This window comes from Acrocarpospora phusangensis, from assembly GCF_016862995.1.
In the GTDB taxonomy this organism is placed as follows: domain Bacteria; phylum Actinomycetota; class Actinomycetes; order Streptosporangiales; family Streptosporangiaceae; genus Acrocarpospora; species Acrocarpospora phusangensis.
Genome location: NZ_BOOA01000074.1, coordinates 1 through 23,545 on the forward strand (window position 1 = coordinate 1; position 23,545 = coordinate 23,545).

The window sequence follows — 23,545 nt, forward strand, 5'->3', positions numbered from 1 at the left end:
ACGGAGCTCGTGGCCGGGTCCAGCGTCTTCGCGTCGGCGCTTGCGCCGGAGGCCGGGCCCGGGACGGAGCTCGCAGTCGGGTCCAACGGCTTCGTGTCGGCGCTTGCGCCGGACGCCGAACCCGCGACGGAGCTCGGAGTCGGCGAGTCCGCGACCGTATGAGGAACCTGCGGGCCGGAGACGGTGCCGGCGGCCGGGCGAGCTTCCGGGGTCGGAACGACGGGAGCCGGGTTCGCGCCCAGGAAGGGAGGCTCGGAGTAGGAAACGGCGGGAGCGGCTGGGCGCGTGGGTTCCGCGTACGCGGCCGGAGCCGGGGTGGGGTTCGGGCCTGCGAACGTCGGGGAAGCGGCGGCCGGGTAGGGGAGCGGGGTGGCTTCCGGGAGGGGTCTGACGGGGGAGGCAGGGGCCGGGTCCTCGGGGAGGAAGGCGGGGACCGGCATGGGGCGGTGTTCGGGGTGGAAGGCGGCCGGGCGGACCGGCGTGGGGGAAGGCAGGGGAGTGGGCTCGGTGTAGCGCTGGAGGTAGGCCGGGTCCTGGTAGGAGGGGTCGGTGAAGCCACCGGGCTCCGCGTACGGCGCGGCCGGCTCCGGCTCGAAGCGGGGCTCGAACGCCGGCACGGGCGCGAGCTTGCCCGCCAGCCGGGGCACGAAGGGGCGGACGGTCGCCTCCTCCTGGGGCGGGTCCACGTATTCGGCCGCGGACAGGCGCAGCGCCTCGTCGTCGTACGGGGTGATGTGCCGGCGGCGCGGGTCGAAGAGCCATTCGGCGTGCCGGGTGTGCCCGTTCCACACGAACCCGAGCTTGATCCGCCACAGGTTGTCGTCGCGCTTGCAGGAGTCCCAGTCGATTTCGTCGGCGGGCACGCCGCGGCGGGTGAGCCGCTCCGCGACGAGTTCACCGAGTGTCGGGCGGGGGGTGTTCTCGCCGGGTAGCCGGACCGCGACGCGCTGCGCCTGCTGGGCCACGTACTCGCGCTCCTGGAGCACGGGGCCCTCGAACCAGCGCACACGTTCGACCGGTATGCCGGCGGTGGCCGCGATCTCCTCCGCGGTCTCGCCGGCGCGGATGCGCGCCTGGATCTCCTTGGGACGCAACGGGCTCTCCACTTCGATCTCGTACTGGCCGAGACGGGAGAAGTTGCCGCGAACCGCAGCGCGGAGCCGATCGTCGACGGGCAGCGTGAACCGGGTGCCCCTTCCGGCCGTGGCCAGAACGAGGTAGGTGCCGTCCTCGCTCACCGCGACGAGACGGAGCTCCTGCATGCGAGTCCCTTCGTCGTCGAGCTGAAATCTTCCCCCGGACCCTTGAGTGTCTCGCGTGAGCCGGTTGCCTTCCAGCACCGTACCCGGCATGTCCGAACATCGCCTTCTCCAGGGGCGTGGGAGTCGATGTGACGCCGGTCACATTTACCGGCTCCACCTTGCTACCGGCCGCCGGTGTTCAGCAAGCGATTAGGGGTCCTTCCCCGATTCTTCACAATGACGCCGCTCGTCGCGGTGGACTTCAGCCAAGTGAACAGAGAAGTGGGAGTCTCCGACCGGTTCCCGCCGAGGCGCAGCGCGGCCGCTCCGGACACGTGCGGCGCGGCCACGGAGGTGCCGCTGAGGCGGCGCAGCGTGTCGTCTGGCCAGGTGGAGAGGATGTCGACGCCGGGGGCGTACAGATCGACGCAGCGGCCGTGGTTGGAGAAAGGTGCGCGTTGGTCGCTTTCGTCCGAGGCGGCCACGCCGAAGACGCCGGACGCGCCCGAGGGCGAGGTGCGGCACGCGTCGCCGCCTCCGTTGCCGGCCGCGGCCACCACGAGGACGCCGGAGCGGACCAGGGCGGTCGTCGCCGTGTCCAGGGCCCGGGAGCGGGGTGCGCCGAGGGACAGGTTGGCGATGGAGGGTCCGGCGGCGTTGGTCCGTACCCAGTCGAGTCCGGCGATCACGTCGGAGACCGTGCCGGAGCCGTCGCAGCCGAGCACCCGTACGGCCTGGATGCCGGCCGCCCTGGCCACCCCGACCGTCGCCCCGGCGATGATCCCGGCGACGTGGGTGCCGTGGCCGTTGCAGTCGAAGCCGTCCCCGCCGGTGGCGTCGAAGGCCACGGCGGCCCGCCCGCCGAACTCGCGGTGCGCCGCGTCGAGGCCGGTGTCGAGCACGTAGACGGTCACCCCGCGCCCGCCGTGCCGTCCGCCGTGCCGCCCCCGATGCCCGGTTCGCCCGTCGAGAGGCAGCTGCCGCTGGTCGAGCCGGTCCAGGCCCCAGCTGACGTCCTGGGCCGTGACCAGCCGGTCCGGTTCGACGCCGGTGACGCCGCGGTCGGCGGTCAGCCCGGCCGCCTGTTCCGGGCTGAGCCAGGCCACGAACCCGGCCAGCACGCCGGCGTAGTAGCGGGTGACCCGCAGCCGCGACCCGACCCGCCAGGCCTCCCCGACGTCGCGGGTGGTCACGATGTACGGCCTGAGCCCTTCGTCCGCCGCCCGCACCGCGAGGCCTCCCGGGCTCGCGGTCACGAGGGCGGCCGTGGTGGCCAGCGCCGTCGCCACGGCGGCCGTCGGGTAGAGGCCGAACCGGTTCATGCAGGAGCTCCTCGGTAGGGGGGCCGGGCGGCCCGCCCCCGCAATGTGCCGCCCGCGCGGAAACCCGGCGGCGCGGGACACGCGACGCCGCCGCACTCTTTACCCACCTCTGGGTTTAGGGCAGCACACCCGCCAGATAGGGATTGCCGAAGATCCGGTCCGGGTCCAGCTCGTCCCGCAGTTTCGCGAAGTCGGCGAACCGGGGGTAGACGCCGGTCAGGTAGTCCGCGTCGCGGGTGTGGAGTTTGCCCCAGTGCGGCCGCCCGCCCAGCCGCGTCATGATCTCCTCGACCCCGGCGAAGTACTCCGGGTGCGGCGTGGGCCGGTACATGTGGCACGCCACGTAGGCCGAGTCCCGCCCGTACGCGGTGGACAGCCAGGCGCTGGACGGGGGCGTCACCCGTACCTCGACCGGGAAGCTGATCCGCCAGTCCATGCGCTCCACCAGGTCCCGGGTCTCGCGCAGGGCCTGGCCGAGGTGTTTGCGGGGGATCGCGTACTCCGTCTCCAGGAAACGCACCTCCCGCACGCTGGTGAAGATCTTGTACGAGGTGTCCACCGACTCCGACGCGCTCAGCAGCCGCGCCGACAGCTCGTTGATCCGCGGGATCGCGCCGGGGAACCGCGCCCCGACCGCGCAGGCCATGCCGAACAGCGTGTTCTCCAGGAACACGTTGTCCAGCCAGTGCTTGACCGCGCTCGGCGGCGCGGCCGGGCCCTCGCTGCGGTTGTTCCTTTTGACCAGGCAGGTGTCGGTGTGCGGCAGCCAGAAGAAGTCGAGGTGCTCGTTCTCGGCGGTGAGGGCGTCGAGGCCGGCCAGGATGCCGCTGAACGACATCGGGTCGCGCCGGTTGCGCAGCAGGAAGGACGGCTCCACCCGGAAGGTGACCGAGGTGAGCACGCCGAGCGCGCCCAGCCCGACCCGGCACGCGTCGAACAGGTCGCCGTCCCGGACGGTGGTGATCGAGCCGTCGGCGAGCACGAGCTCCAGCTCGATCACCTGGTCGGCGAGCCCGCCGATGTCGCGGCCGGTGCCGTGGGTGCCGGTCTGGATCGCCCCGGCCACGGTCTGGGCGGTGATGTCGCCCATGTTGGCCAGCGCCAGGCCGCGCCGGTGCAGCTCCTCGTTGAGCACGTGGAGCGGCGTCCCGGCCGCGACCCGCACCCAGTCGCCGCCGTAGGCGAGGATCCCGGTCAGCCGGTGGGGCCGCAGCATCAGCCCGTCGGTGAGCGCCACGCCGGTGAACGAGTGGCCGGTCCCGACCATGCGCACGCTCCGCCCGGTTTTCGCCCCATCCCGTACGGCTTGCGCCACCTCGGCCGCCGACGCCGGAGTACGGACCTCGGCGGGCACGACCGCCTGATTCCCCGCCCAGTTAACGAAGCGCATGAATATGAACGGTACTCATGACCTTGTCTCGGAAGCCACCGTTGTCCGCAACCAGGATGAACCGGCCACACCCACCACCATCGCCAGCAACGCGCACACGTACGCGAAGCCGTACGCGTTGGAAGGCCCGTAGCTGTCGGTGAGGTGCCCGCCCGCCCACGCCCCGACGGCCACGCCGAACCCGATCGAGGTGGACAGCCAGGCCATGCCCTCGGTCAGCTGCGCCGCCGGGACCATGCGTTCGATCAGCGAGAACGTGGTGATCAGCGTCGGCGAGATGGCCAGACCGGCGAAGAACAGCGCCACCGCCATCGCGCCCAGGTTGCCCATGAGCAGCACCGGGGTCAGCCCGGCCACGAACACGACCAGGCCGCGGACCAGGCGGGTGCGCAGGGTGATCTTCCAGACCCGCGCGCCGTACCAGAGGCCGGAGACCATGCTGCCGCCGGAGAAGCAGGCGAGCAGGAACCCGGCCGCGGCCTTGTTGCCGTGCTCCTCGGCGAAGGCGACGGTGACGATGTCCACGCTGCCGAAGACCGCGCCCATGGCCAGCATCACCGCGGACAGCAGCGCCACGCCGGGGATGGCGATGGGCGTGCCACGCTGTTCCCGGTGCCGTACCACGGGCGGCTCGGTGCTCTTCAGCAGCGAGAAGGCCAGCGTGCCCACGACGGTCAGCACGGCCGCCACGATCAGCCCGGAGTACGCGTTGACGCTGGTGGCCAGCACGGCCGTGAACGCCGGGCCGGTCACGAAGATGACCTCGTCGGCGACCGACTCGAACGAGAACGCGGCGTGCAGCTTGCCGGAGTCGCCCCTGGTGTCGTCGCCGTTGGAGAGCAGGTGCGACCAGCGGGCCCGGACCATCGAGCCGAGCGAGGTGGCGGACAGGCCCGCGAGGGCGCCGGAGGCGTACAGCGTCCAGACGGGGGCGTGCGCGTGCGCGAGCAGCATCAGCCCCGACAGCGCGATCCCGTGCACGAACACGAACGGCACGAGCACCCTGGCCTGGCCGAACCGGTCCACCAGGCGGCCCGACAGAGGCGCGGCGACGGCGTACGCGAGGGACACGATGGCCGAGACGGCCCCGGCGGTGGCGAACGAACCGGTGATGGAGTGCACGAGCAGCGTGATGCCGATGCCGAGCATGGAGATGGGGATCCGCCCCACGAACCCCGCCACAACAAACGATTTGGCTCCGGGCATGCTGAACAGCCCTCGGTACGGCCCGACCATGACAGAACCCCTCTCGCGCGCCCTGGGCACGATGTAGTGCGTCCGGGCACGCCGACCGGGATCGGCTGCGGCCATGGGTGAGTGGCACGCGGACAGCTGGTTTTCCCCAATAGACCCGATCCGACCATGGCGCACCGCGCCGTCGGAAGGCAAGTGAGTTTTCCGCCGATAAGCTACTAGCGTGAACCGGGTGTCCGATCTTCCCTGGCTCACGCCGCTTCGCGGGCTCGTGGCCGGACTGGCCATGGCCATCACGGTGACCGTCTCCACGGGCAGCGTGATCCTGCTGGTCCGGGACGACTCAGGGGGCGACACGGAAACGGCGGTGGGCACCTCCCGGCAGGCGCTGGTCCCGGACCGCACCCTGCCGTCCGCTCCGCCCGTCGTCGGCGGCCCCAGCGTGCAGGTGACCCCGCCCCGGCTGCTGGCCATCGCCGGCGCGAAGGTGCCGGAGCAGGTCCTGCACAGCCTGGCCAAGGTGAAGAACGTGCAGAAGGTCGCCGTGGTCGACGGGGGGACCGTCCGGGTGGCCGGCACCCGTTTGCAGCTGCTCGCCGTGGACCCCGCCCAGTTTCGCTCCTGGACCCCCAAGGCCGTGGCCGACCATCCGGCCGTGTGGAGCGCGCTGGCGCGCGGCGAGATCGTCGCCGACAGCGCGGTGATGAAGCGGCTCAGCCTGGTCCTGGGCGCGCAGTACCAGCTCGACGGCGGGCCCCGGCTCCGGGTCGCCGCCTCGGCCGCGCTCGGCTTCCCCGGCGTGGACGGCCTGATCGGCAAGGAGCTGGGCGCGAAACTCGGGTTCGCCCCCGGCGTGGTCGTGATGGTCCACGGCGAGAACATCGACGAGGGACGCGTGAGCCGGCTGCTCGGCGGCGGCACCCAGCTGGTTGCCGTCGGCCGGGAACCCGAGCCCCGGCAGACCCGGGTCGCCGCCAGGAACGTCCTGGTCGGCCGCCCCGACAGCTACCTGGAGCTCTACCAGCGCGGCGCCGGCGTCTGCCCCGGCCTGTCCTGGACCGTGCTGGCCGCCATCGGCCAGGTCGAGAGCAGCCACGGCCGCAACAACGGACCCTCCTCGGCGGGCGCGCTCGGCCCGATGCAGTTCATGCCCGCCACCTGGAAGGCGTACGGCCTGGACGGCGACGGCGACGGCGTCTCCGACATCTGGAGCGCGTACGACGCGGTGCCGTCCGCCGCCAACTACTTATGCGCCAACAAGGCGGGCCAAGGCGGCGAACAGCTCAGGAAGGCCGTGTGGCACTACAACCATTCCTGGTCGTACGTCGACAAGGTGCTCAACTTGTCGCAGGCGTACGCGCTGGCCTACCCGAACCAATGACACAGCAGGTCGCGGGGCAGGCGGCCGGCTCGGGCTCCGCCATCAACTCCTTGATCATGGAGACGAACCGGGGGTGGGTGCCCGCCGTGCCCGCCCTGGCCATCCGCAGGCCCAGCTCCGCCGCCTTGGCGGCCGCCTCGGTGTCCAGGTCGTACTTGACCTCCATGTGGTCGGAGACGAACCCGATGGGCACCAGCACGACGGCCTCGGTGCCCTGGCGGGCCAGCTCCTCCAGGTGGTCGCAGACGTCCGGCTCCAGCCACGGCACCTGCGGCGGGCCGCTGCGGCTCTGCCACACCAGGTCGAAGTCATCCTTCCCGACCGCCGCCGCGACCAGCGCCGACGCGGCCCGCAGCTCGGCCTCGTACGCCCCGCCCCTCGGACCGGCCGCCGCCGCCATGGACAGCGGGACGCTGTGCGCCGTGAACACCAGCCGGGCGTCCTCGCCCGCCTCGGCCAGCGCCCCCCAGGTGTGGTCGGCCATGGCCGCGACGAACCCGGGATGGTCGTAGAAGTGCGGCAGCTTCACCAGCCGGGGCGCGTCCGGCACCGCGGCGGTGGCCCGCGCGATGTCCTCGATGTACTGCCGGCAGCTGGAGTACGAGCTGGTCGCCGCCGTCGCGAACGCGGCCGCGGTCCTGACCCCGTCGGCCGCCATCTGCCGCACGGTGTCCGCCAGGTACGGATGCCAGTTCCGGTTCCCCCAGTACACCGGCACGTCCACGACCTTCTCCAGGGCCGCGACCAGGTCCCGGCACTGCTGGTTGATCGGGCTGACCCCGCCGAAGCCCTGGTAGTGCGCCTCGACCTCCAGCAGCCGCTCGCGCGGCACCCCCCGCCCGCGCACCACGTTCTCCAGGAACGGCAGCACGTCCTCGGGTCGCTCGGGCCCGCCGAACGACACCACGACGAGCGCGTCATATTTGGCCATGCAACCAGGGTAGGCGGCGATCCCCCCGGTCTCCTTCTCGGTCCGTGCCGGGCCGGCGGTAGGTTCGAGAGATGACTTCGATCTTCCATGATCTGCGCTCCTACGTGGCGGCCCCCCGGGTGGCCGGGCTGCGGCTGTCGCCCGACGGGACCCGGCTGGTGGCGGTGGTCCAGTCCCTCGATCCGGACGGCAAGTCGTACGGCACGGCGCTGTGGGAAATCCCGCTGGAGGCGGGGGCGGAGCCGTACCGGCTGACCCGCTCGGCCAAGGGAGAGGGAGGCGCGGAGTTCACCCCGGACGGCGAGTTGCTGTTCGTCTCCGGCCGCCCCGACCCCGCCGAGAAGGACGGCGACTCCGAGGCGCCCGCGCTGTGGCTGCTGCCCGAGCGCGGCGAGGCCCGCCGCCTGGCCACCCGGCCTGGCGCGATCACCGGTGTGCGGGCGGCCGGCGGCACGATCGTGTACGCGGCCCAGGTGCTCCCCGGCGACGCCGGCACCGAGGCCGACCGCCGCAAGGCGCGCAAGGAGGCCGGAGTCAGCGCGGTCGTCTACGACGACTACCCCATCCGCTACTGGGACCACGACCTCGGCCCCGCGGAGTCCCGCCTGTTCCTCCTCGACGGCGCCGAGCTCACCCCGCGGCCGGGGCGCGCCCTCGACCAGGCGTCCTTCGACGTCACCCCGGACGGCGCCACCGTCGTCACCACCTGGCGCGTCGGCACCGGCGCGGGCAACTCGCGTTCCGAGCTGATCGCCCTCACCGGCGGCGAGCGCCGGGTGCTGGCCGCCTCCGAGACGCACGACTTCCTCGGCCCGGTCCGCGTCTCGCCCGACGGCCGCCACGTCGCCTGCGTCCGGGAGTGGCACGGCACCGTCGAAAGCCCGGTCGCCATGGAACTGTGGGTGGTCGACCTGGCCACCGGCGAGGGCCGCCCGCACGGCGGCGAGGTCTTCCCCGGAGCCCTCGCCTGGGGCCCGGACTGCCTCTACGCGGCGCTGGACCACCAGGGCCGCCGCCCGGTCTACCGGATCCCGCTGGACGGCGGCGACCCGGTCAGGCTCACCGCCGACGACGCTGCCTACGCCGAGCTCAACCCCGCCCCCGACGGCAGCCTCTACGCCCTGCGCAGCGCGATCGACGCCGCACCCGCGCCGGTCCGGATCACCCCCGACGGGACCGTCGAGCACCTGCCGGCCCCGATCCCCGCGCTGGACCTGCCCGGCACCCTCACCGAGGTCACCGCCAGGGCCGAGGACGGCGCCGACATCCGCGGCTGGCTGGTGCTCCCCGAGGGCGCCAGCGCCGAGAACCCGGCCCCGTTCCTGCTCTGGATCCACGGCGGCCCGCTGGGCAGCTGGAACGACTGGTCCTGGCGGTGGAACCCGTGGATCATGGCCGCGCACGGCTACGCGGTGCTCCTCCCCGACCCCTGCCTCTCCACCGGGTACGGCCAGGCGATGATCGAACGCGGCTGGGGCGACTGGGGCCCGGCCACCTTCGGCGACCTGATGTCGATCACCGACGCCGCGCTCAAGCTGCCGGAGATCGACGACCAGCGCATCGCCGCGATGGGCGGCTCGTTCGGCGGCTACATGGCCAACTGGGTGGCCGGGCACACCGACCGGTTCAAGGCCATCGTCACCCACGCCTCGCTCTGGAACCTGGAGCAGTTCGCCGGGACCACCGACGCCGCCATGTACTGGCAGCGCGAGTGGGGCGCGCCCGGCGGCCCCACCTACCAGCGGCTCTCCCCGGACCGCTCACTCGACAAGATCACCACCCCGATGCTGGTGATCCACGGCGACAAGGACTACCGGGTGCCGATCGGCGAGGCGCTGCGGCTCTGGTGGGATCTGCGCCGCTCCGACGTCGAATCCCGCTTCCTCTACTTCCCTGACGAGGGCCACTGGATCACCAAGCCCGGCAACGTCCTCGCCTGGTACGACACCGTCCTCACCTTCCTATACCGCCACGTCGAACCCGCCTTCGACCCCCCGGCGGTCACCGGGCTGATCGACCTCGGGGAGGAATGGGCGACTCGATAGCCTGGACGGCATGCGCCCCGAAGATCCGCTCGCCCTGCTCGCCCTCGCCAAGGACATCGCCGCCGAGGCCGGGGAGATGCTGCTGGCCAAACGCCCGGCCCGCCCCGAGGTGGTGGACACCAAGTCCAGCCCCACCGACGTGGTCACCGCCCTCGACCGGGAGAGCGAGGACCTGATCAGGGCCCGGATCAGGGCGGCCCGCCCCGGCGACGCCATCCTCGGCGAGGAGGCCGGCGCGGACGCCGGCCGGGGCCGCGTGCGCTGGATCGTCGACCCCATCGACGGCACCGTCAACTTCCTGTACGGCCTGCCGTCCTGGGCCGTCAGCATCGGCGTCGAGGTGGACGGCGAGATCGTCGCGGGCGTGGTGAACGCCGTCCCCACGGGCGAGCTGTTCACCGCGACCAAGGGCGGCGGCGCCTGGCTGGCGGGGGAGCGGCTGCGCTGCAACACCGGCGTGCCGCTGGACCGGGCGCTGATCGCCACCGGGTTCGGCTACGAGGCGTCCCGCCGGGTCGTCCAGGCCGAGGTGGTCGCCGTGGTGCTGCCCCGGGTGCGCGACATCCGGCGGGCCGGCTCGTGCGCGGTCGATCTGTGCTCGGTGGCGGCAGGCCGGGTGGACGGCTACTACGAGCGGGGCACCCAGTACTGGGACCACGCCGCGGGCGGGTTGATCGCGGCCGAGGCGGGGGCGCGTGTCGGGGGGCTGCACGGGAAGCCGGTCGGTCCCGAGATGGCGGTCTGCGCGGCGCCGGGGCTGTTCGAGGAACTGCACGACCTGCTGGCGTCCCTGGACCCGGAACGCGACGCCCCCACCGGCCGGTAGGCCGATGGGGGCGAGGGCAGGGTTTCGCCGGTCAGCGCGGAAGCGGGATGCCGTGGTCGTCGGCCAGCCTCCGGAGATCTTCGATCTCGGCGGTGAGCGTGTCGGCGAGGAAATCGTCGCCGCTGGTCCTGGCCTCCTGAAGTCCTTTGTAGGCCTGGTCGAGCCGGGTTTCGATTGTGGTCGTGAACTCGCCCATCTCACCTTCTTTCTCAGCGGTCCGCCTGGGGAGGACAACGCCTTCCCCGGCATCGGACAGAGGGGTGTGTGTGCTCCCTTTACCCACCGGGCGGGCAACCCTAAACCAGGAGATTTCGCGCTTCTTCCAGGGGATCTTCAGCCGCTTACCGTGGGCTTACTCGCGGAGGCGGAAGAATGGGGGCCCAGGGCGGTCACGAGGAGGAAGCCGATGCGAGTACTGGTGGTAGAGGACGAGAGGGTGCTCGCCGACGCCATCGCGACCGGGCTGCGGCGCGAGGCGATGGCCGTGGACGTGGCCTACGACGGCGCGGAGGCGCTGGAGAAGACCTCTTACATCGACTACGACGTGGTCGTGCTGGACCGGGACCTGCCCAAGGTGCACGGGGACGAGGTGGCCCGGCGGCTGGTGGCGGAGCGCTCCGCCACCCGGATCATCATGCTGACCGCCGCCGGCGACGTGGACGACCGGGTCGAGGGCCTGGACCTGGGCGCCGACGACTACCTGGCCAAGCCCTTCGCGTTCCTGGAGCTGATCGCCCGGGTCCGCGCGCTCGGCCGCCGCTCCGCCCCCGCCCTCCCACCGGTGCTGGAACGCTCGGGGGTCCGGCTGGACCCGGGCAAACGCCTGGTCACCAGGGACGGCGCCGAGATCGCCCTGACCAAGAAGGAGTTCGCGGTCCTGGAGGAGCTGCTGCGCGCCGAGGGCGCCGTGGTCAGCCAGGAGGACCTGCTGGACAAGGCCTGGGACGAGCACATCGACCCGTTCACCAACGTGGTCCGGGTGACCATGATGACGCTGCGCAAGAAGCTCGGTGAGCCCCAGATCATCGAGACCGTGCCCGGAGTGGGATACAAGCTGTGACTGAACCGCGCGACGTGGCGGACACCGCGCCCCGGCGGGGGCCGCGGATGGTCTCTCCGATGGGCACGGGCCCGTACCGCAGGCAGGCTCCGCCGCCCAGCGGCCCGCCCGCCTGGGACGGCCCGCCCCCGCCCGGAGCGCATCCGAGCCCGCCACCCCCGCTGGCCGACCGGATCAAGGCGCTGCCCGACCGGATGAGCATCCGCTGGCGGCTCACGCTCACCTACAGCACGCTCTTCTTCGTGGCCGGGGCGCTGCTGCTGATCGTGATGTACATCCTGGTGCGCCCGGTGGTGGACAGCGCGCTGCGGGTCAACCTGACCGTGCCCCCCGGCACCGAGCAGTGGCTGCAGGACTACTGGCAGCAGGAGATCATGGTGCGGAACGCCACCGCGACCACGACCGTGCTGAGCGGGCTGATCACCCGTGGGCTGATGGCGCTGCTCGGCATCGGCATCCTGGCCGTCATGCTCGGCTACGTGGTGGCCGACCGGGCGCTGCGGCCGATCACGCAGATCACCGCCACCGCGCGGAAGCTCTCCGGCAGCTCGCTCGCGCACGAGCGGATCGACCTGCACGGCCCCGACGACGAGCTGAAGGAGCTGGCCGACACCTTCGACGCCATGCTGACCCGGCTGAACATCGCCTTCGACGCGCAGCGCCGGTTCGTGGACAACGCCTCGCACGAGCTGCGCACCCCGCTGGCGATCAACCGGACCGTGCTGGAGGTGGCGCTGTCCGATCCGCAGGCCTCCGAGGACCTGCGGGTGCTGGGCCGTACCCTGCTGGGCACCAACGCGCGGAACGAGCGGCTGATCGAGGGGCTGCTGCTGCTGGCCAGGAGCGAGCGCGAGCTGTCGGTGCGCAAGCCGGTGGACGTGCGGGAGGTGGCCAGGACGGCCATCGAGCAGCTGGCCCAGCAGGCCGGCGAGGCGGACGTGCAGGTGGATCACGACCTCCATCCGGCCACCACAATGGGCGATCCGGTGCTGCTGGAGCGCTGCGTGGCCAATCTCGTGGAGAACGCCATCAAATACAACGGCGGCGAGGGAAAGGTCTGGGTGCGTTCGGGAATTGTCGAGGGGGGCACCGTTGTTCAGGTCGCGAACACGGGTCCGCACGTACCGGCGTACGAGGTGGACAGTATTTTCGAGCCTTTCCGGCGGTTGCATGCCGACCGGGTGGAATCGGCGAAGGGAGCCGGGCTCGGACTGTCCATCGTGCGCGCCATCGTGCGGGCGCACGGAGGCGTCGTGACGGCCGTCCCCCGGGACGGTGGAGGGCTCGTGGTGACGGTGCGACTCGCGGGCGGACCGCCCGTGGCAACACCGTCGGCGCGCTGATCCGACCCTGCTGCACATCGGCCCCGCACATGTGGTTGGATGTGCCGTCGAACGCGGTGGGTCATCCCGCCAATGCTGTGGTTTCGCCATATTTGGCTAACTGGAGCCTTGCCGGCGACGGCGCCATCGTGTCGGAAGGTTCGTCGTCCGCGCATCCGGGGTACCGATTGCAAAATCTCCCGGAAGATGCGGGCACAAGATTGGCCTTCCGAGCGTTAAGACGCGCGACGACGCGCAGACAGATAGATGAGGGGGATGGAGTACGCACATGGCTACCGACTACGACAGCCCGCGCAAGACCGACGATGACCTGAATGAGGACAGCCTTCAGGAACTCCAGGCGCGGCGCAGCGACAAGTCGTCGGGCAGCATCGACATCGACGAGACCGACCTGGCCGAGTCGCTTGAGCTGCCGGGGGCTGACCTGTCCAACGAGGAGCTCTCGCTCCGGGTGATTCCTCGTCAGGCCGACGAGTTCACCTGCTCCCGCTGTTTCCTGGTGCACCACCGCAGCCAGCTGGCCTCGGAGAAGAACGGGCAGCAGGTCTGCCGCGAGTGCGCCGCCTGATTCAGGGAAGGGGCCGTCGATGGCTTCTGAAGCGGATCGATCCAAGGAAACACCGGACGAGGAAAAGCCGGACGAGGTAGCCGAGCTCGTCGGCAAGCTCGTCGCGCAGGACGGGTCCCCAGCGGAGACGGACGGGGCCGAGCGGCGCCGGCTGCTCGGCCGTCTCAGCAAGGCACTGGCCGTCTCCGCCAGGAAGGCGGGCGCGTCCGGGGTCGGCAGGGGGCGCTGGCTGGCCGATGTCTTCATGAACATCGCGCCACGGCTTCCGATCCGGGATCTCGCGACCCTCCAGGAGCATCACTACGGCCTGACCGGCGAGCAGTTGGCCGACGACTTGGTCCGCACCGCGGCGAAGGCCACCACGGCCGTAGGCGCGGTCGGGGGCGCCCTCGCGGCGGCCGAGTTCGCCGCCCCTCCACTGCTGCTCTCCGCTCCGGCCCAGCTCGTCGCCGAAACCCTGGTCGTGGCCGCGATCGAGGTCAAACTCCTGGCCGAGCTGCACGAAGCCTACGGAGTCCAGGTGCAGGGCAGCGGCGGGCAACGCGCCGCCCAGTTCGCCGTGGCCTGGTCCAAACAGCGCGGGGTGGACCCGCTCAGCCCGGCGTCGGTCACGCTGGCACTCGGCGCGGCGGCCAAGGCCTCGCTGCGCAACCGCCTGATGCGCACGCTCGGGCGTCATCTCACCACGCTGGGCCCGTTCCTCACCGGCGCCGTCGCGGGCGGCGCGCTCAACCGGGCCGCGACCAAGCGCCTGGCCGCCGCCGTACGGGCGGATCTGCGCCGTCAGCGCGCTTTGCCACCCAGCCCCTCGGTTTGATATCAAACTGTAATGTAGTGGTCTAAACCTCTTGGCCAGGGCTGCCGACCTGCGGGAGATCATTCTCACAGTTTTGGTCCTGAATTGTGCACGTCCCAGGGGGTATGGGCCGTTACGGGGACCTTACGTATGGTGGTCCTAAGGCGATGCACTGGAGGGCTCATGCGTGGCACCAGCTCGTTCCTGATCGTCGCGAACCGGTTGCCGGTCGACCGTGTGGGCGAAAAACAATGGCGCCGTAGTCCCGGCGGTCTGGTGACCGCGATCGCGCCCGTCATGCAGCGCCGTGACGGGGCCTGGCTCGGCTGGACCGGAGCGGCGGGTGAGGAGCTCAAGCCGTTCGACCACGACGGCATGCACCTCATCCCGGTGCCGCTGTCCTCGATGGAGGTCGAGTTCTACTACGAGGGCTTCTCGAATGCGACACTGTGGCCGCTCTACCACGACGTGGTGGCCACGCCGATCTACTCCCGGGTGCTCTGGGACGCGTACCGCGCGGTCAACGACCGCTTCGCCCGCGCCGCGGCCGACGCCGCCGCGCCGGGCGCCGTGGTGTGGGTGCAGGACTACCAGCTCCAGCTGGTGCCCGCCATGCTGCGCAAGCTCCGCCCCGACGTGAAGATCGGGTTCTTCCTGCACATCCCGTTCCCGCCCGGCGAGCTGTTCCAGCAGCTGCCCTGGCGCAGGGAGTTGCTGGAGGGGCTGCTGGGGGCCGACCTGGTCGGATTCCAGCGTCCAGGCGGCGCGTCCAACTTCGTCCGGCTATGCCGGAAGATGCTGGGCGTCTCGGCCGTCAAGAACGACATTCAGCTGGACGACGGGCGGACCGTGCGGGCGGAGGCGTACCCGATCTCGGTGGACTTCGGGGAGCTGGACCAGCTGGTCCGCGAGTCGCACGTGATGGCCAGGGCCAAGGAGATCAGGGCCGAACTCGGCGATCCCGAGCACGTGCTGCTGGGCGTGGACCGGCTCGACTACACCAAGGGCATCAGGGCCCGCCTCAAGGCGTACGGCGAGCTGTTCGCCGAGGGCAGGCTCAAGCCGGGTGAGGCGGTGTTCGTGCAGGTCGCGACCCCGACCAGGGAGCGCGTCGAGGAGTACATCCGGCTCCGCAACGACATCGAGCTGCAGGTCGGCCGGATCAACGGCGAGTACGGCGAGATCGGCCGCGCCCCCATCACCTACATGCACCAGTCCTTCGGCCGGGAGGAACTGGCCGCGCTCTACTGCGCCGCCGACGTCATGATGGTCACCCCGCTGCGGGACGGCATGAACCTGGTGGCCAAGGAGTACGTGGCCTGCCGGCACGACCTGCGCGGGGCGCTGGTGCTCAGCGAGTTCGCCGGGGCGGCCGACGAGCTGCGCCAGGCCTACCTGGTCAACCCGTACGACATCGACGGGATGAAACGCTCCATGATTACCGCCATGCAGGCGCCCCCGCACGAGCTGGGACGCCGGATGCGCTCGCTGCGCCGCCGCGTCGCCACCCACGACGTGAACCGGTGGGCGAACGAGTTCCTGACGGCGCTCGAGAGCTAGCCCCTCAGCCCGTCGGCCGGTCAGCCGGTCAGTCCTTGATCTCGTCCTGGAGGTCCCGGGCCGCCGCTTTCCAGTTCTGCCACTTCCTGGCCGCGGCCCGGGTCGTCACGATCCTGGCCACCTCCATGCCCAGGCCCATCACGACCGCGTACGCCAGGGCCTCGCCCAGGCTCACGTCGGGGGAGTCGGCGCTGACCGGGGGCTTCTTGCCGGTGGCCTTCTCCCAGACGAAGGAGAGCACCTTCTTGGAGGCGAACCCCACGGCGAGCCCGACCAGGCCGCCGACGATACGCCACTGCATGTCCGGTTTCTCTTCCTTACCCGCCATGATTCCTCCTCGGTAACGACCCTAGCCTGTACCCGCCACGCCCATGCTGACGCCATACCATGAGGTGGCATGACGACTCAGCGAATCCCGCCCCCGGAACGGCCCTCCCTCGACGGGCTGGAGACGGTATGGGTAGCCCGCTGGGAAGCCGACGGCACCTACCGCTTCGACCGGACCAGGACGCGCGAGCAGATCTACTCGATCGACACCCCGCCGCCCACCGTCTCCGGCTCCCTGCACGTCGGCCACGTCTTCTCCTACACCCACACCGACCTGATCGCCCGCTACAAGCGCATGCGCGGTCGTGAGGTGTTCTACCCCATGGGGTGGGACGACAACGGCCTGCCCACCGAACGGCGGGTGCAGAACCACTTCGGCGTGCGCTGCGACCCCTCGGTGCCGTACGACCCGGAGTTCGCGCCGCCGGACAAGCCCGGCAAGCAGCAGGTGCCGATCTCGCGGCGGAACTTCATCGAGCTGTGCGAGCGGCTCACCGTCGAGGACGAGAAGGCCTTCGAGGCGCTGTGGCGGCGGCTCGGGCTCTCCGTGGACTGGTCGCACACCTACGCCACCATCGACGACAACGCCCGCGCCGCCTCGCAGCGGGCCTTCCTGCGCAACCTGGCCAGGGGCGAGGCGTACCTGGCGGAGGCGCCCACGCTCTGGGACGTGACCTTCCGCACCGCCGTGGCCCAGGCGGAGCTGGAGGACCGGGACTGGCCCGGCGCGTTCCACCGGATCGGGTTCCACCTGACGCCCGAGCAGCAGGCGCAGGGCTTCGCCGAGCGGGTCTGGATCGAGACCACCCGGCCGGAGCTGATCCCGGCCTGCGTGGCCCTGGTCGCCCACCCGGACGACGAGCGCTACCGGCCGCTGTTCGGCAGCACCGTGCGCACGCCCGTGTTCGGGGTCGAGGTGCCGGTGCTGGCCCACCACCTGGCCGAACCGGACAAGGGCTCCGGCATCGCCATGATCTGTACGTTCGGCGACGTCACCGACGTGACCTGGTGGCGCGAGCTGGACCTGCCGACCCGGGCCATCATCGGCTGGGACGGGCGGCTGATGGCCGAGGCGCCGGAGGGGGTGCCCGCCGAGCCGTACAAGGAGCTGGCCGGGAAGACCGCGCACAGCGCGCGCGAGCGGCTGGTGCAGATGCTCCGCGAGACCGGCGACCTCGACGGGGAGCCGCGCGGGGTGCACCGGCCGGTCAAGTTCTACGAGAAGGGCGACCGGCCGCTGGAGATCGTCACCACCCGGCAGTGGTACGTGCGCAACGGCGGCAGGGACGAGAAGCTGCGCTGGCAGCTGCTCGACCGGGGCAAGGAGCTGACCTGGCACCCGGCCCACATGCGGGTGCGCTACGACAACTGGGTGACCGGCCTCAACGGCGACTGGCTGATCTCCCGGCAGCGCTTCTTCGGGGTGCCCATCCCGGTCTGGTACCAGCTGGACTCCGAGGGCGAGCCGATCTACGAGGCGCCCATCACGCCGCCGGAGAGCATGCTGCCGGTGGATCCCTCCAGCGACGCGCCGCCCGGGTTCAGCGAGGCCCGCCGCGGCCAGCCGTACGGGTTCGCGGGGGATCCCGACGTGATGGACACCTGGGCGACCTCCTCGCTGACGCCGCAGATCGCGGCCGGCTGGGAGCGGGACGAGGACCTGTTCCAGCGGGTGTTCCCGATGGACCTGCGGCCGCAGGCGCACGAGATCATCCGTACCTGGTTGTTCTCCACCGTGCTCCGGGCCCACCAGGAGCACGGCACCCTGCCGTGGGCGCACGCCGCCATCTCCGGCTGGATCCTGGACCCGGACCGCAAGAAGATGTCCAAGTCCGTCGGCAACGTGATCACCCCGATGGGCCTGCTGGAGGAGTACGGCTCCGACGCCGTGCGCTATTGGGCCGCCAACGGCCGCTCCGGCACCGACACCACCTTCGACACCGGCCAGATCAAGATCGGCCGCCGATTGGCCATCAAGATCCTCAACGCGGCCAAGTTCATCCTGGGCTTCGGCGAGCAGGACGGGCCCGTCACGGCCCCGGTGGACCTGTCCATGCTGGCCGCCCTGGACGTTTTGGTGGGCGAGGCCACCGACGCCTTCGAGGCGTACGACTACACCCGGGCCCTGGAGCGGACCGAACGCTTCTTCTGGCAGTTCTGCGACGACTACCTGGAGCTGGTCAAGGCCCGCGCCTACGAGGGGGACGCCTCCGCCGTGGCCGCCCTCCGGCACGCCCTGGACGTGCTGCTGCGGCTGTTCGCGCCGTTCCTGCCGTTCGTCGCCGAGGAGGTCTGGTCCTGGTGGCGGCCCGGCTCGGTGCACCGCGCCGACTGGCCGGCCCCCGCCGGCCGGGACGGCGACCCGGCCGTGCTGGAGGCCGTCGCCGAGGTGCTGCGGCAGGTCCGCAAGGCCAAGTCCGGGGCCAAGCTGTCGATGCGCGCCGAGATCGCCCGGCTGGAGGTGACCGGCGCCGAGGCTGAGCTGGTCCGGCTGGCCCAGGACGACCTGTGCGCGGCCGGGAACGTGGAGGAGTTCGTGCTGGAACCGGGTGAGGGAGCGCTCACGGTGGGCACCGTACTCGGGTAAACAAGTGCGCGCTTCGGCGCGGCGCGTGCCAGGGTGGATGTGTGATCTCGGAAAGGGAGCGTCAGATTTCAGACCGAGGACCGCACCGGCGTGGACCGGTGGTGCCGCCCACCCTGAACACCCTGGCCGCCTGGAGCTGGCGGGTCATCGTGACCGGGGCGCTCGTCTACCTGGTGGCGATGATCATCGCCAGGCTCAGTTTCGTCGCGCTGCCGGTGGCCATCGCCTTCCTGCTCGCCGCGTTGCTCTTCCCGCTGACCAACCGGCTGCGCGCGGCGGGGCTGCGGCCGATCTACGCGACCTGGATCACCATGCTGGTGGCCTTCGCGTTCATCATCGGCGTGGGCTTCATCATCGGCGTACGGGCCAACGACGAGTTCCCCCGCCTGGTGGCGCAGATCCAGCAGACCGCCAGGGACGCCCAGAACTGGCTGATCACCGGCCCGTTCCACCTCAAAGAGGCGCAGATCGCCGACTTCGTGGAGGAGCTCACCCGGCAGCTGGACCAGCAGCGCGGCCAGATCACCAGCACGGTGCTGACCGGCGCGACCGCGATCATCGAGGTGCTCGCCTCCATCGTGCTGCTGCTGTTCATCGCGTTCTTCCTGCTCAAGGACGGCGACCGGATCTGGGCCTGGTTCCTGCGGGCGTTCGGCTCGGCGGCCCCCCGGGTGGACCGGGCCGGCCGGGCCGCGTGGCGCACGCTCTCGCACTACGTGCTGGGCACGGTGGCGGTGGCCGCCGTACACGGCGTGATCATCGGTGTGGTGCTGGCGGGCATGCGGGTGCCGCTCTGGGCGCCCCTCGCGGTGCTGATCTTCCTGGCCAGCTTCATCCCGATCGTCGGCATCTTCTTCGCCGGCGGCGTCGCCACCCTGGTCGTCTTCGGCGCCCAGGGCTGGGTGTACGCGCTGATCTTCGTCGGCATCCTGATCGTCGAGCAGCAGCTGGAGAACCACGTGCTCCAGCCGCTCATCGTCGGCCGGGCGCTGGAGTTCCACCCGCTCGCGATCATCCTGGTGCTGGCCGTCGGCGGCGTGCTCGGCGGCATCGCCGGGGCCGCGGTGGCGGTGCCGGTGACCGCGGTCATCTACCGCGCGCTGCCGGAACTGCGCCGTGACGAGCCGCCCGCGCTGCCCCCGGCCGCCGAACCGCCACCGGAATCACCACCCGAGCCGTCACCGAAAACACCGCCCCCACCAGGCGCGGGAGACGCGGTGCCGGGCACGCCGAGCCGGTAGGGTTTCGACTCATGAGTGTCGAGGTGCTGATTCACCGGCTCGACCCCGAGCTGCCGCTCCCGTCGTACGCGCATCCCGGAGACGCGGGCGCGGACCTCTACGCGGCCGAGGACGTCGAGCTGCTGCCCGGCGAGCGGGCCGTGGTCGGCACCGGAGTGGCGATCGCGCTGCCCGACGGATACGCGGCCTTCGTGCACCCGCGCTCGGGCCTGGCCGCCCGGCACGGCGTCACGCTGGTGAACGCGCCGGGTACCGTCGACGCCGGGTACCGGGGCGAGATCCGGGTCACGCTGCTGAACACCGACAGCAAGGAGACGATCCAGCTGCGGCGCGGCGACCGGGTGGCGCAGCTGGTCATCCAGCAGGTGGAGAAAGCGGCCTTCCACGAGGTGGAACGGCTGCCCGGCTCGGCGCGCGGCGCCGGGGGATTCGGCTCCACCGGCAGGTAATGAGTCAAGTCAAGGAGTGTGAAAGACGTGTTCCGACGCCGACGCGGCGCCACCGCCGAGAGCGTGGCCCCGCCCGAGACGGAACCGGCGGCCCCGGTCCGAGAGTCAGGTCCGTGGGACGCCGACGAGGGGTTTCCCACCGCTGAACGCGTCGACCTCGGCGGCCTGCTCCTGCCCATCGGGGCCGGGTTCGAGGTCCAGCTGCAGGTGGCGGGCGACCAGATCATCGGCGCGCTGGTGCTGGTGGAGGAGAGCGCCCTGCAGGTGCACGCGTTCGCCGCGCCCAAGCGCAGCGGCATCTGGGACGAGGTCAGGGCCGAGCTCGTGCGCGAGGTCGGCGTGGCCGGCGGCACCGTGGAGGAGCGGGAGGGCCCGTTCGGGACCGAGCTCTCCGCCAAGGTGCCGCAGCAGGGCGGTGACGGCCTGCAGCCGGTCCGCTACCTGGGCATCGACGGGCCGCGCTGGTTCCTGCGCGCGGTCGTGAGCGGCCGGGCCGCCGTCGATTCGTCCGCCGCGGCCACGCTGGAGGACGTGATCAAGGACATCGTGGTGGTCCGGGGCGACGAGCCGATGGCGCCCAAGGAGCCGATCGCGCTGCGGCTGCCCGCGGAGGCGCGGCAGGCCATGGAGCAGGAGCCCGAGCCGGAGTACTACAACCCGTTCGAGCGCGGTCCGGAGATCACCGAAATCCGGTGACAGGGGGCGTTGGCCCCCGGCGGCAGGCATCGCCTACGCTGATAAATCATGACAACTCAGGAGCCCGAAAAAAGGGGCGGTCTGCGCGGCTTCTTTCGGCGACTGACCAGCAGCCAGGCCGAACTCGAGGCCGCCGAGCTGCGGGAGGACCTCGACCGGCACGGCGCGACCCCGATCGCTTCGTGCGGCGAGCGGCAACGCTTCTGCGTGGCCGGTACGCTGCGTACGGTGACGCTCCGCCCGCGCGGCGGCGCGCCCGCGCTGGAGGCCGAGCTTTACGACGGGTCGGACGTGATCGACCTGGTCTGGCTCGGCCGCCGGAGGATCGTGGGCATCGAACCTGGCCGGGTGGTCCGCGCCGAGGGTCTGGTGAGCTTCCAGGACGGCCGGAAGGTCATGTTCAACCCGCGATACGAGCTGCGCCCAGCCGGATGAACACCGGAAATTTCCGGTATTACAAGGAAACGGTGAACGACGAGTGAGTACCGCCGATGAGGCCGTGCCGGTGCAGCCCACCGCGACGGCGCCCCCGCAACCCGCGGAGAGCTACGACACGGTCGAGGCGGCCGTCCGGGCCCAGCTGGCGAAGGCCTTCGGCGGCAGACGCGGCACCATCGAGGCCGCCGTGCCCACGATCGCGTTCACGCTGTCCTGGATCACCACCGCGCAGTTGCAGCTCTCGCTCATCATCAGCGGCGGCCTGGCCGCCGCTCTGCTGTTGCTGCGGATCGTGCAGCGGTCCACGCCGCAGTTCGTGCTCAACAGCCTGTTCGGCATCGGCATCGGCGCGTTCTTCGCGCTGCGCAGCGGCAAGGCCGAGGACGCCTTCCTGCCCGGCATGCTGTGGATCGCCGTCGTCGAAGCCATCATGATCTTCTCGATCCTGGTGCGCTGGCCGTTCATGGGGTTCATGCTCGGGGCCACCAACCCGGAGGACCCGCTGGCCTGGCACCGGGACAAGGGCATCGTGAAGCTGTGCACGAAGGTGTCCTGGATCATGGTGCTGCCCGGTCTGATCAAGCTGACCGTGCAGATCCCGCTCTACCTGGCCGGGCAGGTCTTCTGGCTGGGCATCGCCAAGGTCGCGCTCGGCTGGCCGGTCTACCTGGCCGCGCTGGCCACGGTCGGCTGGGTGCTCGCCCGGGGCCGCACGGCCGTACAGGCCCAGCCGGCGGTGTGAAGCCCGGTCAGTGTGGGGACAGGAGCTGACCCAGCTCCTCCTCGACCTCCTGGCTGGCCACGAAGAGCAGCTCGTCGCCCGCCTCCAGGGGGTCGTCGGCCGACGGGACCAGGACCCGGCCCTCGCGCAGAATCGCCACCAGGGCCGAGTCGGTCGGCCACGGCACCGAACCGGCCCGCTGGCCGACCACCGGCGCGTCCTCCGGCAGGGTCAGCTCGACCAGGTTCGCCTGGCCCTGGCGGAAGGTCATCAGCCGGACCAGGTCGCCGACGCTGACCGCCTCCTCGACCAGGGCGCTGAGCAGGCGCGGCGTCGAGACGGCCACGTCCACGCCCCAGGACTCGTTGAACAGCCACTCGTTCTTGGGGTGGTTGATGCGGGCGACCACGCGGGGTACGCCGTACTCGGTCTTGGCGAGCAGGGAGACGACCAGGTTGACCTTGTCGTCGCCGGAGGCGGCGATCACGACATGGCAGGCGTTGAGCCCGGCCTCGTCCAGCGCGGTGATCTCGCAGGCGTCGGCGAGCAGCCACTCCGCCCGGGGCACGCTGTCGATCTTGATGGCCTTGGGGTCGATGTCGATGAGCAGCACCTCGTGGCCGTTCTCCAGGAGCTCGGCCGCGATCGAGCGCCCCACGGCGCCGGCCCCCGCGATCGTGACGCGCATCAGTTCTCCTCGTCGGGAACGCCGGACAGCACCTTGTTGACCCGTTCCATCTCGTTGCCGGCCGCGACCACGTGCAGGATGTCGCCCTCCTGGACGGCCGTGTCGTCCTTCGGCACCAGCGCCTCGCCCATGCGGTTGATGAACGCCAGCCGGGCGCCGGTGGTCAGCTCCACCTGCCGCACCGCCGTGCCGATCCAGGCCGGGTTGAAGGTCACCTCGGCCAGCACCACCGTGCCGGTCGGATCCCGCCAGAGCGGCTCGGCGCCCTCCGGCAGCACCCGGCGCAGGATCTGGTCGGCGGTCCACCGCACGGTCGCCACCGTGGGGATGCCCAGCCGCTGGTAAACCTCGGCGCGCCGGGGGTCGTAGATGCGGGCCACGACGTTGTCCACGCCGAAGTTCTCGCGGGCCACCCGGGCCGAGATGATGTTGGAGTTGTCGCCGCTGCTGACCGCCACGTACGCCTGGGCGGACTCGATCCCGGCCTCCTCCAGGACGTCCCGGTCGAAGCCGATGCCCGTCACCCGGCGGCCGCGGAAGCCGGCCCGGAGCCGCCGGAAGGCCTGCGGGTCCCGGTCGATGATCGCGACCGAGTGGCCGTTGTCCTCAAGGATGTGCGCGAGGGTCGATCCCACCCGCCCGCACCCCATGATCACAATGTGCATGCTCCCCGCCGGTGTCGAGACGTCTGTGTGCCCAGTCCTGTGTGCCCAGTATGGCGCGCGGAAGGAGTGCCGCGTG

Annotated in this window: 23 protein-coding genes; 14 read left to right on the plus strand and 9 right to left on the minus strand. The window is 71.3% G+C overall.

From position 1 onward, the window contains the following. The 4 genes from sepH to Aph01nite_RS32205 all read right to left on the minus strand — a co-directional run. Positions 1-1,262 (minus strand): septation protein SepH (sepH, locus tag Aph01nite_RS32190; RefSeq protein ID WP_204044811.1); only part of this gene is annotated, 1,262 nt, incomplete at its 3' end. 161 nt (positions 1,263-1,423) lie between these two features. Next, complete coding sequence (locus Aph01nite_RS32195) at positions 1,424-2,563, minus strand: S8 family peptidase (protein WP_204044812.1); 1,140 nt, start codon at positions 2,561-2,563, stop codon at positions 1,424-1,426. 115 nt (positions 2,564-2,678) lie between these two features. Next, positions 2,679-3,953: a D-arabinono-1,4-lactone oxidase gene (locus Aph01nite_RS32200; RefSeq protein ID WP_204044813.1), complete on the minus strand. Its 1,275-nt coding sequence runs from the start codon at positions 3,951-3,953 to the stop codon at positions 2,679-2,681. Positions 3,954-3,968: 15 nt separating this feature from the next. Beyond that, positions 3,969-5,189 (minus strand): MFS transporter, encoded by a 1,221-nt coding sequence (locus Aph01nite_RS32205; RefSeq protein WP_204044814.1) that lies wholly within the window; start codon positions 5,187-5,189, stop codon positions 3,969-3,971. 181 nt (positions 5,190-5,370) lie between these two features. Between Aph01nite_RS32205 and Aph01nite_RS32210 the strand changes: the two genes are divergently transcribed. After that, positions 5,371-6,528, plus strand: coding sequence for a lytic transglycosylase domain-containing protein (locus tag Aph01nite_RS32210; protein WP_239162139.1), 1,158 nt, complete (start codon positions 5,371-5,373; stop codon positions 6,526-6,528). Here Aph01nite_RS32210 and Aph01nite_RS32215 read toward each other — a convergent pair. Beyond that, entirely contained in the window at positions 6,485-7,459 is a 975-nt protein-coding gene (locus Aph01nite_RS32215) for a ferrochelatase (protein WP_204044815.1), read from the minus strand. The two genes, Aph01nite_RS32210 and Aph01nite_RS32215, sit on opposite strands and share 44 nt — an antisense overlap. A gap of 71 nt (positions 7,460-7,530) precedes the next feature. Here Aph01nite_RS32215 and Aph01nite_RS32220 point away from each other — a divergent pair, with 71 nt between their 5' ends. Continuing rightward, positions 7,531-9,504 carry an alpha/beta hydrolase family protein gene (locus Aph01nite_RS32220; protein WP_204044816.1) on the plus strand — a complete coding sequence of 658 codons (1,974 nt, stop codon included), beginning with the start codon at positions 7,531-7,533 and terminating at the stop codon, positions 9,502-9,504. A 10-nt stretch (positions 9,505-9,514) separates the two neighbouring features. After that, positions 9,515-10,330, plus strand: a complete 816-nt coding sequence (locus Aph01nite_RS32225; RefSeq protein WP_204044817.1) for an inositol monophosphatase family protein — start codon at positions 9,515-9,517, stop codon at positions 10,328-10,330. A gap of 31 nt (positions 10,331-10,361) precedes the next feature. Here the strand turns inward: Aph01nite_RS32225 and Aph01nite_RS32230 are convergent, their stop codons facing one another. After that, positions 10,362-10,526 carry a hypothetical protein gene (locus Aph01nite_RS32230; RefSeq protein WP_170316760.1) on the minus strand — a complete coding sequence of 55 codons (165 nt, stop codon included), beginning with the start codon at positions 10,524-10,526 and terminating at the stop codon, positions 10,362-10,364. A 210-nt stretch (positions 10,527-10,736) separates the two neighbouring features. On the opposite strand from Aph01nite_RS32230, the gene Aph01nite_RS32235 reads away from it, so the two are divergent. The 5 genes from Aph01nite_RS32235 (at position 10,737) to Aph01nite_RS32255 (ending at position 15,657) form a co-directional block, all read left to right on the plus strand. Continuing rightward, complete coding sequence (locus Aph01nite_RS32235; protein WP_204044818.1) at positions 10,737-11,390, plus strand: response regulator transcription factor; 654 nt, start codon at positions 10,737-10,739, stop codon at positions 11,388-11,390. After that, positions 11,387-12,733, plus strand: a complete 1,347-nt coding sequence (locus Aph01nite_RS32240) for a sensor histidine kinase (protein WP_239162140.1) — start codon at positions 11,387-11,389, stop codon at positions 12,731-12,733. Before Aph01nite_RS32235 ends, Aph01nite_RS32240 begins: the two co-directional genes overlap by 4 nt. A 268-nt stretch (positions 12,734-13,001) precedes the next feature. After that, on the plus strand, positions 13,002-13,301 hold the full coding sequence (locus tag Aph01nite_RS32245) for a DUF4193 domain-containing protein (protein ID WP_030505490.1): 300 nt from the start codon (positions 13,002-13,004) through the stop codon (positions 13,299-13,301). Between the two features lie 19 nt (positions 13,302-13,320). After that, positions 13,321-14,118, plus strand: a complete 798-nt coding sequence (locus Aph01nite_RS32250; protein ID WP_239162141.1) for a hypothetical protein — start codon at positions 13,321-13,323, stop codon at positions 14,116-14,118. A gap of 162 nt (positions 14,119-14,280) precedes the next feature. After that, the gene (locus Aph01nite_RS32255; protein ID WP_204044819.1) at positions 14,281-15,657 is read left to right on the plus strand and encodes an alpha,alpha-trehalose-phosphate synthase (UDP-forming); all 1,377 of its coding nucleotides are present in this window, start codon (positions 14,281-14,283) and stop codon (positions 15,655-15,657) included. A gap of 28 nt (positions 15,658-15,685) precedes the next feature. Here the strand turns inward: Aph01nite_RS32255 and Aph01nite_RS32260 are convergent, their stop codons facing one another. After that, positions 15,686-15,985 (minus strand): DUF4235 domain-containing protein, encoded by a 300-nt coding sequence (locus Aph01nite_RS32260; RefSeq protein ID WP_204044820.1) that lies wholly within the window; start codon positions 15,983-15,985, stop codon positions 15,686-15,688. 69 nt (positions 15,986-16,054) lie between these two features. Between Aph01nite_RS32260 and valS the strand changes: the two genes are divergently transcribed. The 6 genes from valS (at position 16,055) to Aph01nite_RS32290 (ending at position 22,137) form a co-directional block, all read left to right on the plus strand. After that, positions 16,055-18,571, plus strand: coding sequence for a valine--tRNA ligase (valS, locus tag Aph01nite_RS32265; RefSeq protein ID WP_204044821.1), 2,517 nt, complete (start codon positions 16,055-16,057; stop codon positions 18,569-18,571). A gap of 101 nt (positions 18,572-18,672) precedes the next feature. Further along, entirely contained in the window at positions 18,673-19,812 is a 1,140-nt protein-coding gene (locus Aph01nite_RS32270) for an AI-2E family transporter (RefSeq protein WP_239162142.1), read from the plus strand. Positions 19,813-19,823: 11 nt separating this feature from the next. Further along, positions 19,824-20,261 carry a dUTP diphosphatase gene (dut, locus tag Aph01nite_RS32275; protein WP_204044822.1) on the plus strand — a complete coding sequence of 146 codons (438 nt, stop codon included), beginning with the start codon at positions 19,824-19,826 and terminating at the stop codon, positions 20,259-20,261. A gap of 27 nt (positions 20,262-20,288) precedes the next feature. Then, positions 20,289-20,957: a DUF3710 domain-containing protein gene (locus Aph01nite_RS32280; protein ID WP_204044823.1), complete on the plus strand. Its 669-nt coding sequence runs from the start codon at positions 20,289-20,291 to the stop codon at positions 20,955-20,957. 48 nt (positions 20,958-21,005) lie between these two features. Then, positions 21,006-21,392: an OB-fold nucleic acid binding domain-containing protein gene (locus Aph01nite_RS32285; protein ID WP_204044824.1), complete on the plus strand. Its 387-nt coding sequence runs from the start codon at positions 21,006-21,008 to the stop codon at positions 21,390-21,392. A gap of 43 nt (positions 21,393-21,435) precedes the next feature. After that, positions 21,436-22,137: a DUF3159 domain-containing protein gene (locus Aph01nite_RS32290; RefSeq protein WP_239162143.1), complete on the plus strand. Its 702-nt coding sequence runs from the start codon at positions 21,436-21,438 to the stop codon at positions 22,135-22,137. Positions 22,138-22,144: 7 nt separating this feature from the next. On the opposite strand, the gene Aph01nite_RS32295 is transcribed toward Aph01nite_RS32290, so the two are convergent. Then, positions 22,145-22,804: a potassium channel family protein gene (locus Aph01nite_RS32295; RefSeq protein ID WP_204044825.1), complete on the minus strand. Its 660-nt coding sequence runs from the start codon at positions 22,802-22,804 to the stop codon at positions 22,145-22,147. Then, the gene (locus Aph01nite_RS32300) at positions 22,804-23,469 is read right to left on the minus strand and encodes a potassium channel family protein (protein WP_204044826.1); all 666 of its coding nucleotides are present in this window, start codon (positions 23,467-23,469) and stop codon (positions 22,804-22,806) included. Before Aph01nite_RS32300 ends, Aph01nite_RS32295 begins: the two co-directional genes overlap by 1 nt. Between the last annotated feature and the right edge of the window lie 76 nt (positions 23,470-23,545).